Annotated in this window: 15 protein-coding genes; 2 read left to right on the forward strand and 13 right to left on the reverse strand. The window is 39.1% G+C overall.

The window, feature by feature from the left end:
- Positions 1-6: 6 nt before the first annotated feature.
- The 10 genes from Aru01_RS11385 to Aru01_RS11430 all read right to left on the reverse strand — a co-directional run bounded on the left by Aru01_RS11385 (position 7) and on the right by Aru01_RS11430 (position 10,705).
- Positions 7-1,614 carry a GMC family oxidoreductase gene (locus Aru01_RS11385; RefSeq protein ID WP_016656983.1) on the reverse strand — a complete coding sequence of 536 codons (1,608 nt, stop codon included), beginning with the start codon at positions 1,612-1,614 and terminating at the stop codon, positions 7-9.
- A gap of 604 nt (positions 1,615-2,218) precedes the next feature.
- Positions 2,219-3,151 carry a transcriptional regulator FeaR gene (gene feaR, locus Aru01_RS11390; protein ID WP_040331250.1) on the reverse strand — a complete coding sequence of 311 codons (933 nt, stop codon included), beginning with the start codon at positions 3,149-3,151 and terminating at the stop codon, positions 2,219-2,221.
- A gap of 120 nt (positions 3,152-3,271) precedes the next feature.
- Positions 3,272-4,231, reverse strand: coding sequence for a p-hydroxyphenylacetate 3-hydroxylase reductase component (locus Aru01_RS11395; RefSeq protein ID WP_169744962.1), 960 nt, complete (start codon positions 4,229-4,231; stop codon positions 3,272-3,274).
- A 65-nt stretch (positions 4,232-4,296) separates the two neighbouring features.
- Complete coding sequence (locus Aru01_RS11400) at positions 4,297-5,250, reverse strand: PDR/VanB family oxidoreductase (RefSeq protein ID WP_016656986.1); 954 nt, start codon at positions 5,248-5,250, stop codon at positions 4,297-4,299.
- Between the two features lie 35 nt (positions 5,251-5,285).
- Complete coding sequence (locus tag Aru01_RS11405) at positions 5,286-6,023, reverse strand: SDR family NAD(P)-dependent oxidoreductase (RefSeq protein ID WP_016656987.1); 738 nt, start codon at positions 6,021-6,023, stop codon at positions 5,286-5,288.
- 9 nt (positions 6,024-6,032) lie between these two features.
- Entirely contained in the window at positions 6,033-6,518 is a 486-nt protein-coding gene (locus Aru01_RS11410; RefSeq protein WP_016656988.1) for an aromatic-ring-hydroxylating dioxygenase subunit beta, read from the reverse strand.
- Between the two features lie 10 nt (positions 6,519-6,528).
- Positions 6,529-7,806 (reverse strand): aromatic ring-hydroxylating oxygenase subunit alpha, encoded by a 1,278-nt coding sequence (locus Aru01_RS11415; protein WP_016656989.1) that lies wholly within the window; start codon positions 7,804-7,806, stop codon positions 6,529-6,531.
- Positions 7,807-7,836: 30 nt separating this feature from the next.
- On the reverse strand, positions 7,837-8,364 hold the full coding sequence (locus tag Aru01_RS11420; RefSeq protein WP_016656990.1) for a nuclear transport factor 2 family protein: 528 nt from the start codon (positions 8,362-8,364) through the stop codon (positions 7,837-7,839).
- Between the two features lie 43 nt (positions 8,365-8,407).
- Positions 8,408-9,574, reverse strand: coding sequence for an acyl-CoA dehydrogenase family protein (locus tag Aru01_RS11425; RefSeq protein WP_016656991.1), 1,167 nt, complete (start codon positions 9,572-9,574; stop codon positions 8,408-8,410).
- Between the two features lie 18 nt (positions 9,575-9,592).
- Complete coding sequence (locus tag Aru01_RS11430) at positions 9,593-10,705, reverse strand: amidase (RefSeq protein ID WP_016656992.1); 1,113 nt, start codon at positions 10,703-10,705, stop codon at positions 9,593-9,595.
- Positions 10,706-10,851: 146 nt separating this feature from the next.
- Between Aru01_RS11430 and Aru01_RS11435 the strand changes: the two genes are divergently transcribed.
- A complete protein-coding gene (locus Aru01_RS11435; protein WP_016656993.1) occupies positions 10,852-11,319 on the forward strand; it encodes a MarR family winged helix-turn-helix transcriptional regulator in 468 nt (155 codons plus the stop codon).
- Positions 11,320-11,560: 241 nt separating this feature from the next.
- Here Aru01_RS11435 and Aru01_RS11440 read toward each other — a convergent pair whose 3' ends face one another.
- Positions 11,561-12,904, reverse strand: coding sequence for a spinster family MFS transporter (locus Aru01_RS11440; RefSeq protein WP_016656995.1), 1,344 nt, complete (start codon positions 12,902-12,904; stop codon positions 11,561-11,563).
- 381 nt (positions 12,905-13,285) lie between these two features.
- On the opposite strand from Aru01_RS11440, the gene Aru01_RS11445 reads away from it, so the two are divergent.
- Positions 13,286-13,678, forward strand: a complete 393-nt coding sequence (locus tag Aru01_RS11445; protein ID WP_016656996.1) for a hypothetical protein — start codon at positions 13,286-13,288, stop codon at positions 13,676-13,678.
- 130 nt (positions 13,679-13,808) lie between these two features.
- On the opposite strand, the gene cpaB is transcribed toward Aru01_RS11445, so the two are convergent.
- Together cpaB and Aru01_RS11455 are read right to left on the reverse strand one after the other, a co-directional pair.
- Entirely contained in the window at positions 13,809-14,432 is a 624-nt protein-coding gene (gene cpaB, locus Aru01_RS11450) for a metalloprotease secretion chaperone CpaB (RefSeq protein ID WP_016656997.1), read from the reverse strand.
- Positions 14,433-14,444: 12 nt separating this feature from the next.
- Positions 14,445-15,389 (reverse strand): zinc-dependent metalloprotease family protein (locus Aru01_RS11455; protein ID WP_042111381.1); only part of this gene is annotated, 945 nt, incomplete at its 5' end.

Raw genomic sequence — 15,389 nt, forward strand, 5'->3', positions numbered from 1 at the left:
CAACAACTAACCCATTTGATTCAAAATAAAGTCTGCACCACGTTCACCAATCATGATAGCGATTGCATTGGTATTGCCACTTGGAACTTGTGGACAAATTGAACAATCCACCACGCGCAGGTTATCAAAACCATGAACTTTTAAGTTTTGCTCCGTGACTGAGTCTTGTGGCGAATTGCCCATTTTGCAGCTGCCCGCAGGGTGATATACCGTTTTAATATTTTGGCGCATCCACTGATCAATTCCTGCAATATCCTCTGGCTCAATATTCGCTGGCTCAATCACTTCTTTCACGATAGCTTTCAAAGCAGGTTGTTGTAATAAACGCAGTCCTGCCTGTACCGCACGAATATTGGCATCAATATCTTCTTGATGACCAAGATAGTTTGGATCAATGATAGGCAATTCATTTGGATCTCTACTCTTTAAACGTAAAGATCCACGTGCTTTGGGTTGCACATGCCCAACTTTAATCGTCAAACCATGCTGCTGCGCTGCCGACTTTTCACCAGGTGTATTATCAAAATTATCCAGTACAGGTAAGAAGTGGAACTGTACATCAGGTCGGCCAAGATTAATGGTATCGAGAAAACCTCCACCTTCTAAAATATTAGAGGTCAATAAACCTGAACGGGTGAAACGCCACTGTAAAAAATGACGAACTGCCTTAAAACCTTGATCCTCACCCAAAAGACTATTCTGAGTTGTAAGCGTTGCATTAACCGACATGTGCAAATGATCATGAAAATTCTCACCGACAGGTAAATCTTGAATACACTCAATACCCAACTCTTCTAAATGCTGTTTGGGCCCAATACCAGAAAGTAGTAAAACTTTTGGACTACCAATCGCACCTGCACTTAAAATCACTTCTTTTTTCACATTTATTGTCACAGGTGGCTTTCCATCAAGGCTATAAATGACGCTGGTAGCTTGCTGTGCTTGAGTTTCAATTTTATGCACCAATGCACCTGTGATTACGGTCAGATGAGGATCATGCCGAACAGACTTCAAATAGGTTTGTGCTGTACTGGCTCTTTCCCCCCTTTGGGTCGTTGTTTGATAAAAACCGACACCGGCCTGATCCCATCCATTTAGATCATTGACATAAGTCATGCCCATCTCTTGACTCGCGCGAATACACGCCAGCGTTAAAGGATGACGATATCGGTTTTCACTGACTGGCAACATTCCATTTTGCCCATGAAATTCATCCGATAGACTTTCATTATTTTCTGCTTTCTTAAAGAAAGGCAAAACATCTTGATAAGACCAACCATCACAGCCCCATTCTGATGCCCATAAGTCATAGTCCTGACGTTGTCCTCGACAATACACCATCCCATTCACTGAACTGCCACCACCTAATACTTTGCCCTGAGCTAAAATCATTTCACGTTGATTACAGTGCTGTTGTGGGGTTGTCATGTATGACCATGATTTTTGTTGAAAGACTTTGACCACTGTTGCAGGAATTTGATGAAACATACTGTGATCACGAGTACCTGCTTCTAATACCAATACGCGCCCAGCCTTAGCTTGCAATAATCTTGTGGCAACCACGCAGCCTGCTGATCCTGCTCCGATAATGATATAGTCATATTCTTGATGCATCTGGCTTCTTCCTTTCCATTCATCGCTATGTGCTGATAATCAGCACAGCCTTGTCCCACGGTTTTAATAGGTCTATTGCAGTAATAACTGTGTAGGTATTAAGTTTTCGCTCACAGCGCTGTGAGTCATCCTTTCGCATCTCTTTTAGTATCATCACATCCTGTCTTGGTTTTTTAATACATTCAAAACTCAATGACTTTTTGCGAAATATAACAATAAATCCCTGAAGCAAAATTGTATTGCTCTATATAACTTTGTATTTCACCCTTCAATTTGATCACTTTTCAGGCTTACCTTTCTTGTCTACCAATGACCTAAGCGATGTCCATACATGACATTCTTCTATTATCTATTTAATTTTTTATATGCGTAAAAAGGAAAATAGCCAAATTAACTAGTTTTAATCTAATACTCTACATCGGAACGATCCTCCTTAAAGCTAAGTAAAGCGCCCTATATGGATTGTCATTGACCGATTAAAAGAACAAAATCGCATGCAGTTTTCAGGCTTAATATTATTGATCAACCTGATTTATCACCTATCGATAAGGCTTAATTTAGGAGGGTGTATTTAAAATTATTTTTTTGAAAAAATTAAAGCTGTCTATAAAACTTGTTCACTGCTTTGTATTTCCCGAAATTTCCTAGGTGATATACCATAGACTTTTTTAAATATTTTAGAGAAATGCGCGCTGCTGCCAAAACCCCACTTTAAAGCAATTTCAGTGATGGATAGCTTTTTATTATTTAAATCCTTCAACTCAAATTTTATTTTTTCTAAGCGTTTTATTTGAATGTATTTATTGACTGATTGTTGTTCGACACCAAATAAACGATATAAATGTCTTAATGAAACACCTATATGATCCGCAACAACTTGTGGGGAAAGCTTTGCATGAGTTAAATTTTCTAAAATATAACGCTCCGCTTTATGTTTTAACGAATCGACTACTCGCATATTTTTATAGTGGATCGTGGGTTTAAGTAACGCAATTAACGCGTCTTCAAAGGCATTACCATCTTCTTTAGCATACCAAACTTCAATATTATCTCTTGAGATTGTCTGCAGCATATTCTTCAATAAATGGGCACTCATATTATGATTAATTAACTTGCCAAAATGCTCTGTGGTAATCCCCTGTTTGAAGAGTTTATCTCGGGACAAATGAACTGAGATATGACTAAATAAACCTTGAGGATACATTGCAATATGCTCATCCGAATCTAATAATACAATGTCACCTTCACTTAAAAATAAAGTTTCATCGTGATATTTCAACAGCATTTTGCCTGTATATTGCAAGATCAAAAAACAAAAGCGATCTTTAACCCGATCTAAAATACCTGATCGTCTCTCGATGAAACTTGCATTACTTTTTATAAAAGCAATTTCTGTTTGACCCAGTAGGAAGGAGTTTACTTCACCAATAAACAGTGAACTCTGCCCATCAAAGCGTGTCTCAAACTCTCCACATATCCCTTGAATATGCTGTGTCCATGTACTGATTTTATTGTTAATTGCATATCTCACATCCATGTACCTCAACTGAAATAGATGAAATCATCAGCGACTGCCAAGATTTTACTCAAGTGAATATCGATCTCAGCAGTCCGCATGGAGTAACAAATCATATCCTTGATTTATTACTCACTCTATTTACATGATACCTGCGATATCCTTCAAAATTTTAATAAAAATATCTTTTTCATCTGCTGGATATTTTTCAAAAACCTCATTTTGATGACTATCAGCAATATCAAATAAGTAATGCGCTGTTTTTTTACCTTTTTCAGTTAATTTATAAAAGCCATCGCTTTCCAGCAACAAACCATCATGTTTAAGAATTGATGCAGCCTGCTCTACTTCCTGCATAGGCATCGCAATATCACGTGGTAAATCAGCCTTATTTGATGCAGTACCACTACCAAGTACTAACAATAAACGTGCTTCACTGGTACGAAAACCTGTGACCAGTTGCTTGGGAATATAATCTGTCTGATAAAACTTAAAAGCACGACTCATCAAATAACAAACATTACTATATAAGTGCCCTTGATGCATCTGACCTAGATCTTCAGTGTGGATGCTATTATTCAACTGCAATAAAGGATGAGGGATCACACCAGAATAAGCCCCTTGATGATAGACCAGTGGACTTCGCCCCTCATCACGGAAATTTACGACTTTTCCAATAATAATCCAATGATCCCCACCTTCAATCACTTGGTAGCGTTCACATTCAAATACTGCTGAACAATGATCAAGCAACGGCGCTTGACCCGCACCTAGCTGATAGCTTGTGCCTTCAAATTTATCAATATTTCGGCGAGCAAACTTATTCGATAAGTCTATTTGTGACCCCGATAAAATATTAACAGCGAAATGCGTAGCCTGCTCAAATACTGGAAAACTCGATGAGTTTTTATCAATACTCCACAAAATAAGTGGTGGATCTAAAGATACCGAATTAAAACTGTTTGCAGTCACCCCAACTTTCTCACCTTGTGCATTCTGCGCCGTGATAATCGTCACACCTGTGGCAAAATTCCCCAAGGCACGTCTAAACTGCATTGAATCTATCGCTATTTCATCCATTGATTTTAGTGAATTCATTATTCTCTCCTGAATCTTTTATCTTATTTCTGTCCTATGGCTCATCTGGTGCAATCAGATCGAACTCATTAAATATCAAGAACTAACCGTGCCGACTTAGATCGAGAACAACATACCAATATTTGTTCATTACTGACCTTTTCCTCATCGGTAAAGTACACATCGCGATGGTCTGGCTCACCCTCAAGCACATCACACATACAGGTACCACAAACACCTTGTTCACATGACATTTCAATCTCGATTCCTTCGCGTGCCAGCGCTTGTAAAATCGTTTCTTCGGCGTTCACCAAAATGATTTTTCCACTGCGCTCAGCCACAACTTCAAAGGCATCCCCACCAGTTTCAACTTCAACCTGAAAATATTCCTTATGAATTTGCTGTTCAGGAAAGCTTTGTGTGGTGGCTAAATTAATCATCCAATCCATAAAGCCATTGGGACCACAAGTATAAATATGGCTATCTTTGTCGATATCTTGAATGGCTGCTTGGAAGAACTCGCGATGATTAGCCCCTTCTGATTTAAAATGGAAGCTTGTAAAAGCTGCCAGTACACCATTTTTGATTTCATCAACAAAGGCACAACGCTCTGGACTAACACCGCAGTAATGCAACTCAAAAGAAGCACCATCTTGGGCCAATTGGTATGCCATACTCACCAGTGGTGTAATACCAATCCCACCACCCACCAAAACAACATGTTTGGATTTAACCAATGGAAATAAGTTCTTCGGTTCACTGACCTGAATTTTCATCCCTGCTTTTAAATCATCAAAAGCACAGGTGGATCCACCACGCGAGTCTGGGTCACGTAAGATTCCAAGTCGAAATACACCAATATCACTCGGATTTTGACAAAGTGAATACTGCCTCACCATACCGTTTGGTAGATGCACATCGATATGTGCACCTGCTTCTACTTTTGGTAGTACAGTTGAATTTGCAGACTCAAATTCGATGACTGCAATATTTCCACCTTCCACATGGCGGCTTCGGACCAGTACGTCATAAAGCATTGTCATGATTGATCTCCAGATTTATACGTCAAGTCAAAGACTTAACGCATAAATAATCCGCCATTGATATCCCAAGTTGCCCCTGTCACAAATGCAGCATTTGGACTGGCGAGTAATGCACAGGTTTCTGCAATAAATTCCATACTGCCTAAAGCTTTTACGGGGATGTTTTCAATAAACTGCGCCATTTTTTCATCTGACACCACACTATGCACAATGGGTGACTCCATTGGCCCTGGTGCAATTGCGTTTACAGTCACGCCTTTCGCAGCAAACTCTTTCGCAAAAATTTTAGTCAACGTTACAATCGCACCCTTTGTTGCTGCATAGTGTGCTCCTGTGGCAGTCCCACCATTTTGCCCAGCCAAAGAAGCCATATTGACGATACGGCCATAGCCCTGATCCGCCATATATTTGCCAATAATCTGACAAGATTGGAAAGTTCCTCGTTGATTGACCTGTGTCACCCAATCAAAATCTGCTGCAGTAATGTCTAACACTGGTGTTGCTTTGGTGACAGTCGCATTATTAATCAATACATCGAGTTTGGAGAATTTTTCAGAAATCCACTGTACTGCTGCATGAAAGTCAGCCTCTACAGAAATATCGAGCTTTAACGCAAACATATTTTCTGCATATGGACTTCTTGCTTTGGCATTTTCTGCCTTCTCAAGCGTACTGGCAGAAACAATCACTTGATGCCCTTGCCCAGCAAAATATTCAGCAATCACATTGCCTAGACCAGAAGCAGCACCTGTAACTAGAACGACTTGTTTCATTTTGCTCTCCTAGAGAATGTAGCTGATACCCGCCAAAGTATCGGTCGAGTTTACTAAGTTGATAATTTTACGATTGATTTTAAAACCTTGTTCAGCATCACGAACCAAATGAAACGTTACATCGGCAGTGTAATGTTTGATATTTTCTTTACGAAATTCACGCAGGTTTTGTGCACAGCGCAAAATAACTTCACCACCTTCATCCTTGATCACTCGCACCCGAGATACACTACGCACCGTATTGGCTTTTGGCGAAGTTGAAATAGCTTCACCATTTTCTAGACGTTGCACACGTAATTTGCGCATATGATGATTGTCATAGGCATAATTCAGGCTATTTTCATAATCTACAAGCTTGGGATCGATTGGAATGATATATACCCCTTTTTCATCCCATAGCTTTAACCATGCATCATGCTCAGAATGGTCCAACATATCAGCTTCTGCCCAAATAAAAGCAGCAACTTCACTGAGTAAATTTAAATCAATTTTCATGGTCTTCTCCTTAAGCCGTCATCAACTTTTTCCATTGCTGATAGGCGGCACGCATACCTGTTTCAGCACTGACATCACTTTTTAAACCATCTTCGCTTTTCACTTCACCAGGTAGACCACGGTTCAGCATAATCCATAAATCATTACCAGCATTGGCTCCCCGTTGTACTCGCTCCCATGCTTCTGCATCATCTGGTGTACCAAAACCAAATGGGCCTTGGAAATGTTCATGTAAGCGCAAACGGTATTGGTTTGCGATTTGTGGGCCACCATCCATTGTAATGACAGAGTGATGAATCTCCGTTTCATCAACTGAAATTGGTTGCATCACACGGAAAAATGCCATTGAACACGCAATATTGGGAAATAAGTTCAAGTTAAAACCAGAACCACCCACTGCACGTACAATACGACGGACTTCTAACTCTTCATGCCCTTCATCACGTAATGCTTGGGCAAGATCTTCGAAACGCTCCTGAATCGGACGCTCCATAAGATCTTCTTCTAAATCAATTAACTCAGGGATCATCACCATGACACTATGGCCATTGCCTAAATCTTCTATAAAGCCGGGCTGATTTTCAAAGTTGAATAACTCTTCAGTTTTATTATCTACAGAGCTGAGAAATGACTTATGTACTAACGGAAAGTGGTAAGCATCAGTCGTATTTTCTAATTGAATTTTCCAGTTACCGGGAAAACGGAAACGATGTTCACCTAACACTTTGATTGGATAACCAGCACCTTGCTTCATGAACAAATCAATCCACTTTTTCGCAGGCCCTAAGAAATCCTCTAAAGGTTCAATTTGCTGATTAAAACTTGCGAAAATCATACCGTTGTACTCTTCTACACGAAGGCTAATCAAAGGTAATTCTGATTTATCAAGACACTCTCCATAGCTTTCTGGAGAAGGTACACCACGTAATGATCCATCGAGCGCATAACTCCAACCATGGTATGGACATACGAAACTGTTGGTTTTACCTTTTTTGTGCTCACATACTGTAGCTGCACGATGACGGCAACGATTTAATAAGACATGAACTTTTTTCTTTCGATCACGCACAGCAACAACGGGTTGTTGGCCAATATTGATTGTTTTATAACTACCAGCTTCTGGAATTTCACTGGCGTGTGCCACCCAAACCCAAGTGTTATAATAGATTCTCTCCATCTCTTCATCAAAGATTCGTTCATCTTTATATAACGAGGTGTGTACACGATCACTATGAACTAACTCATTGTAGTCAATATCAATATTCTGCATTGGAATAATACTGTTCATATCAATTATCCTTTTCAATCTATCCATTCGTTATTGTTGAGACGGTACTGGCAATTTCGCTGTACTATCCCAGTGAGATATAGGGCGACTAAAAATATTTTCAGTCTGAAAATGTTTGATCTTCCAACCACCCTCTGTTTGTCGTTTGAACTTCACAGTAAGTTTTGCGGCATTTAAGTGGCTGCGGTTATCTTGGAAAGTTGAAGTTTGCAACATGAGCCAACTTGCTTTGGCCTGATCATCTTCAACATATATTTGCTCGGAACTGACAAAGTGAGCATTCATCTGGAAATGCGATTCTGCACGGGTGTAGCTTTTGAACATCTCAAAAATAGCTTGCCAAGAATCGTAACGACCAAAAGATTGTGCATACTTTTCACCAATACCTTCCCAGATACTGTCTTGATCAAATAACGCCATCAATTCATTTAAGTCGGTATGCGCATTTAAGCTGTCACATATTTGCATATAACGATTAATACAATTGCGTATGGCCTGTTCAGCTTCGAGCCGCTGCACACGCTGTAAAAGATCAGACAAATCCATTTGATCATTCATGTCATCTTTTTCCCTATGAACATACTTCAACTGAAAATGAGCTTTATAAATACCCAGGCGTTGGTTTCATACCAAAGCTCACTAAACCTGCATTTTGCAAAGTGGCATCTCCCATAAAGGCATGTTGTGTGACCACATGCGTATCATTAACAAAACGACTAAACGGGTTATTGGTATAAATTGCGGTCATACCTGCAAGCATTTGCATTTTTCGGGTCACACGCGCACAGACACGTGCTGCATGAGTACATGACAAACGCATATCACTGATCTGTTCTGCTGTTGCTTTACGCCCTTGCACGATCTCATCCCAAACGATTTGCATCGTTTCATAGAACCACACGCGGGCTGCCCTAAATTCTGCTTCTGCTTGGGCAAACTCATATTGAGTCACAGGACGGTTGGCGATTTCAGCCCCACCTGTAATAGAGGCTTTACCCGGTGCTAACTTTTGAAATTCCTCTAAAGCAGCTGCCGCCACCCCAATTCCAACCACAGTTAACACTTGTGTTGCCAATGACAACGACGGATATTTAAAAAATGGCTCTGGTAATTTTGATGCTTCACCTCGTACAAAGGTCCATTCTTTTGCTACTAAAACATCTTTTACAACCAAATCATGACTGCCAGTACCTTTTAATCCAACAGTATCCCAAGTCATCTCGATTTGAGCTTGGTGTGCAGGCATAACCGCCATACGCGGTAAGCCTTGTGCTTCATTGTCCTTTTGAGGTGAAATCCCAACTCCAATAATATCAGCTCCCATACAACCACTTGAAAATTTCCAGCGACCACTGACAACTACGCCATCATCTGTAATTTCAGCCGGTTGTGGTGGGAAAATCCCTCCAGCAAAAACGAGATCTGGACTATCTTTATATAGCTGCTCAAGTGTCGCTTCAGGTAAACTTCCTAAATATGCTGGACTCATTCCAAAGCTTGCTACCCATCCTACTGAACCGTCTGCTTTCGATAATTGCTCGATCAATTCGCAGAACTGTTTCGGAGACCACTCATTTCCACCAAAACGTTTCGGTACAAAAGCACGATAGACACCAATTTCTTTAAGTTTATTGATGATATCTTGGCTGACATAAGCTTGTTGATCAAACTCACCTGTACATGCACGTTCACGGATTTCTTGGCATAAAGCTGCTAATTCAGTTGTATTGGCTGACATAACAAAATCCTTTGTCGACAAATTATTCATTACCTATTTCCTTGTAATTTATTGCGTTGTCTTGATGATATATTTGGCAATAGCACATAGATGTTCATCGCTACCGAGCTTTCCTACAATTTGTAGCCCTACAGGTAGCCCCTCAGCTGTTTCTAGCGGAATTGAAAGTGCTGGATGACCAGACAAATTAAACGGTCGAACCAATCCAGTGAGATTTAAAAAGGCAACTGTATTGGCGGCTTCTTCAACCTTGGGCGGAATCTGTGGAAGCGTAGGTAAAACCAAGGCATCGTATTGATCAAGTAGACTCTCTATTTCTGCGCTAAAGCTCACTTTTACCTGATTGGCTTGTTCTACCTCTGCCCAAGTCGTATTCGCGGCTTTGAGTAAGCGTTGATTAACATCTGTTCCTAGCAATCCTGTTTCGGTCAACACCCCATAGGCCTGCCAATTTTCAAAATTGATGATCTGCATCGCTGCATGAAAAGCTTGTTCAAGCCATTTCGAAGTTACAAGCGTTGGGTTCAAATGGGTTTGAGCAAGATATTGTTCAATACAGTGCGCTACAACAGGGTCAGCTTGTACTTCAAGCAAAGCCAGTTGAGGTGGCTGAGTTAATTCTGCTTGAGGCTGAAAACTAGCATCGATAATCTGCATTGCAGTTTCAATCATCTCAACCGAGGCTGCAAATGGCCCGACACAATCCAATGAGCTCTGAGCAGGATGTACACCTTTACGGCCTACTCGATTGAATGTTGGTTTTAAACCATATACACCACAGCATGCTGCTGGCATACGAATTGAACCACCTGTATCTGTACCTAAAGTAAAATCTGCAAGTCCTGCTGCAACAGCAGCAGCTGAACCACTCGAAGAACCACCTGGAATAAGTGCGGGATAATTCGGATTAATTGCTGTACCAAAGGTATGGTTAATTCCTGTGATACCAAATGCAAGTTCGTGCAAATTGGTCTTTGCAGTAATTTGACAATCTGCTGCCAAAATACGATCAACAACGACTGCGTTTTCTACTGCAACCTCAGTTTTCATCAATGCCTTACTACCAGACATCGTTTTCATTCCTTGAATATCAATGGAATCTTTCACCATGACTTTCAAAGCACCTGTTCCTTTTTGCACTTCCTGCACAACAATATTCATTCACTTTTCCATGTATTTTTCTTTATAATACAAATATCGGAAAAAGTGATGTAATTGTCAAGTATTTTTAATAAACAAGAACAAAGAAAATGTTGCTAATTTTTGTATAATGATCGGAGTCCACTTTATAAAGTTATTACTTGTCTATGCTTACTCATTTAGAACAATTTCTTCCCAATAATGAACCGAGCAGCTTACAAAGCTATCCTTTTTTCTGGATCTCGCAAGTTAATGGTAAGTACACTCAACTTATTGAAAAATCAATTAAAAAACTAGGAATTGACAATACTCGTCGCAAGATCATTTTAAGTACAAATGCCTTGGAACAAGCCAGTATTACCGAGATTGCAAACCTCTCTACGCTAAAACTCACGACAGCGACTAAAGCTATTTATCGTCTAGTTGAAGATGATATTGTGCAGGTTTTCTCTTCAGAGTCAGATGAACGTATTTCTATGGTTAAACTCACTGTAAAGGGCAAAGCGCTGGTTGAGCAAATCAATCAAATCAGCCAAGTTGCTTTGTCTGGTATTTTAAACGCCTTCGAAGATGAAGAGCTTCACCAGTTAAATGCACAGTTAAAAAAACTATTTAACCTCATGCCATCAAGTTAATACTTAAACGCCCATTTCTTTTGGGAAATGGGCTAAAAATCAAATCAAGCATCATTAAGAAACTCAAATCTTTTACACAGCATCCATTAGAGGCAGGTGTTTGCACATCAAAGTAATATCGGGCTAAATAATAAATAGATCCAACCATAAGGCTACGCTCTTAGGACATGCCTTTAATATAGAACGCTAAAATACAAAGCCCAACATTAAATAATGGACCTTGTCATCGTTTTATTTCAAATCAAGAAGTATGCTCCTGCTCCATACTCTCGCTAAATGCCTGACATCCCTTTTTCAATAATATAAATGCTAAAACACACGAAACTGTTCCCACAATTGAAAGTGATATCCCAACCATGAGTGGATTTTCAAAAACTTTATCTGTAATCAAAGCTACTAATGTCGTACCAATCCCAACGGCAACTAAATTGCTAATCAATAAAAAAACTGCTGAAATTTGAGCACGTAACTGATTCGGTGCCAACATTTGCATCGCAGTAGTAGAAATAGGCATTGGGAAAGATGCGAAGAACATCGCTGGTACCAAGAACACAACTGAGAGCCATAGCTCATCAACTTGAGTAAAGATCGCTATAGGTAAGATTAACCCAATAATGCCGATTACCCCGGTAATCATTGGAGCATCTTTGCGGCCTTTATGAATAAACCAATCATTCAACCACCCCGCACAGAACACGCCAAGAATATTGGCCACCAAAAGTACAGTCCCAAGCATATAGCCTGCTTCTGTTGGAGTTAATCCAAACTTACGCATATAAAATGCAGGAGACCAGCTAATTAAGCAATACAAAGCCATCGCATAGAAAGTAAAACCTAGATAATGACATTTAAAAGTCAAACTATGCTTCTTAATAAACTTAAATGCATCTTTCATGCTGGTCTTTTCAACTTCACCCTGAGCGTTTAAACGTTGGCCTTTACGCTTTGGTTCTCTCACTGTAAGTAACACGAGTAGACCAATAAAAACACCAGGTAAACCGACAAGTATAAATGCAGCCTGCCATGCCTTTAAAGCACCCAATATCGGAACTTGAATTGCATCCATATTCTTGAGTAGGCCAATCACATACCCCCCGACCAGAAAAGCTATACCCCCTCCAACAAAAGACCCAATCGAATAAACTGCAACTGCTCGCCCCAATTTGTCCTTACTAAACATATCACTGAACATCGAATAAGCTGCTGGAGATAAGGCTGCTTCTCCCACACCAACCCCCATACGACTTAAAAACAGTTGAATAAAATTCTTACTTAAACCGCAAAATGCTGTTGCGATACTCCAAAATACGACACCCACTGCAATAATTTTTGGCCGAGAGAAACGATCAGCCAAATAGGCTAAAGGTAATCCCATAAAAGCGTAAAACAGTGAGAATGCTAAACCATGTAATAAACTAAACTGCGTATCAGAAAGTCCAAGATCAGCTTTAATCGGTTCAATCATCAAGGCTAAAATCTGCCGATCAATGAATGAAAATATATAAGCGAGCATGCAGAGTAAAACTACATACCAAGCATACAAATTTGATTTGCGCTGTGTTGGCTCAGTTGAATGCGTATCCATCTTTCTTCCTTGTCCATGCCATTTTTCTAATCCATGCGCTTATCAAAAATCTTTGACCAAAATACATCTCCTTTTCTGGTCTATTTTTGATAAGGAAAACAATTTAACATTTTTATTACTTTTACATGGAATTTTCCATGTTATTTTAGGTATAAAGTTATACCTTTTTTCCTATTCAGAAGTAAGATCAGAACTCAACTTAAAAAAATAGAAAGAAAATTCAACATAACCAGCTGATAAAACTCATATTTTAATTATTAAAAATGTTTTGTATTTTATATTTTGAATTTAGATCAAAAATATAATTTAAAATTATATTGAATTTTACATTTATTTTTGTTTTAAAATAGCTTTAGATAATTAATTTCAATGGAAATGGATATGGCACTTGTAAAAGAACACGCAATTGAAAGCATTCACAGCATGCATGAGTTGATTGAAAAAATTTTCAGTGGCAAACACTCAGAGCAGGATCTTCCCTCTCTGATTGATTATTTTTCTGATCGCTTTGAAATGGTTGGTGCAGCAGGTAAACGTATTTCACTGCAAGAAGTTAAAACCTTATTTAGCAATAATCAAGGAAAAATGCCAGAGATCCAAATCGAAATCTATGATGAACAAATATTGCTGCAAAATGAGCATTCTATAGTTTTGACCTATACTGAAAAACATACCAAAGCATCTGGTATTTTAATTCGTCGTTCATGTGGGTTAATCGAGGAAATTGATGGAAAAATGCAGTGGAGCTATTTGCAGGAAACTTTTTTAGCTTAAAGTATTAAACCCAAACATAGCACCCGAATAGCAAGGTAAACTTGTCCAAATATTAGGGTGCTTTTGTACTTTAAAAACGATGCATCTAGATGCAGCAGAGCAGCTAAACACTTCACTCTAGCCCACAAAGTTAATGATCATGCAGTTCTTGATCTTCAATACCTTGATCCATCGTTTGAACTCTACCTTGCCCGTTCTTGATCTCGGCAATATAGTTTCCGACATCACTATAAACCTGAATAATCGTATATCGATCTTTGTGGCTTTGCGTGATTGTAAAATAATTTCGCTCAGGTATCTTCTGATCAAACTCTCCTCGCCAGCGAATAATATCATCGTCCACTTTTTCAATATCAACGATTTTCCCACTACGATTTAAGCCATATTCAAGCATTTGAAATTTAACTACATCACCTATTTTTTTGGTTTCAATAATATTTTGATTGTAGTTAATCGCCATCCCATTTTTACTTTTAGAGGCGAAAACCCTTTCACTACTGTTCAAATCATTATCTTGTACTTCATGAAATAAAATCGTTTCTTTCTTTGCATCTTCTAATTGATTTTTTGTGATATTCAAATTTTCCCGAGGAAATCCAGATTCTGAACTTTTAGATGAAAGAAAATGGTTCGGCTGATGTACTGTATTAATCTGTGATGAAGCAGTCACTTGATCAGGCTTAAAAAAAGCAAAAATCCCCGCAGTCACGATTAACGTGACTGCAAGTAGAATATAAAATTTATAATACTTCATACTGACAACCGCTTAATTAAATTTTGAGATTTGAAGCGCGTTGGCATTAATCACACTAACACCATCTTTCTTCCCTTGCTCACCTAAGCGGACGCCATATTTAAGATTGTAAAGATATGGACTCGAATAAAAGTTTAAGCTGTTGCCTCCCATGACTGTACTACCTAAAGGGTGTGAAAAACCGGAACCTATCTGAGTAGAGTCATCATGGTATAAACCTAAGTTATGTCCAACTTCATGACGCATAGCAGCAACAGAACAACCAATATCATTGGCACCAATCATGTTAAAAGCACTGGGATTGAGATTGATCCAAGCCCAACCGCACCCCCCTGCACCAGGTTCATTACCTTGATAATAAACACCATCTGCTAAAACACGTTTTCGTTCTGTTTGGACAGTTACATCTGAACGCCCAACAGCAATGGCCTCACGTAAGTCTGCAGCAGGAATTTTATACGTCAAATATCCTGTCTGTCTTAAATAAAATTTAGCTGAGGAGTTTTCTGCTGTTAGATTTGTTAAATTCAGTCCTTCAATCATGCGAAGTTTTGCTGCACTTTCACCCAAAATACGAGAGACTTCTGGACTATTAACCAATAACATATCAATGGTATAGCTATCAATGTTCCAACCTTGACTGGTATAAATAAAACGACGGTTTTCTCCTGTTTGAACCGTTGCCGATAAACCATTTTCAGCAGTGATAAAACTATGGGTCTTTGCTGTTGAAGATAAAATAACTTTGTCACCTATTTGGGCTTTAATTGGCAACTTAATGTTTGGTTTCCAGTTTGCATCAGAAATATTGACCTTTAATATTGGCTGAGTCATATTCTCTAAAGTCGGAGTAATTTGACTATTCGCACCCACTGATTTTGTTGGTGCAGACATTAAAACCCAATGGGCTTTATCTGTTACATACATAAACTCATATTGATCACCAGTTTTAAGACT

The organism is Acinetobacter rudis, from assembly GCF_000829675.1.
Taxonomy (GTDB): Bacteria; Pseudomonadota; Gammaproteobacteria; order Pseudomonadales; family Moraxellaceae; genus Acinetobacter; species Acinetobacter rudis.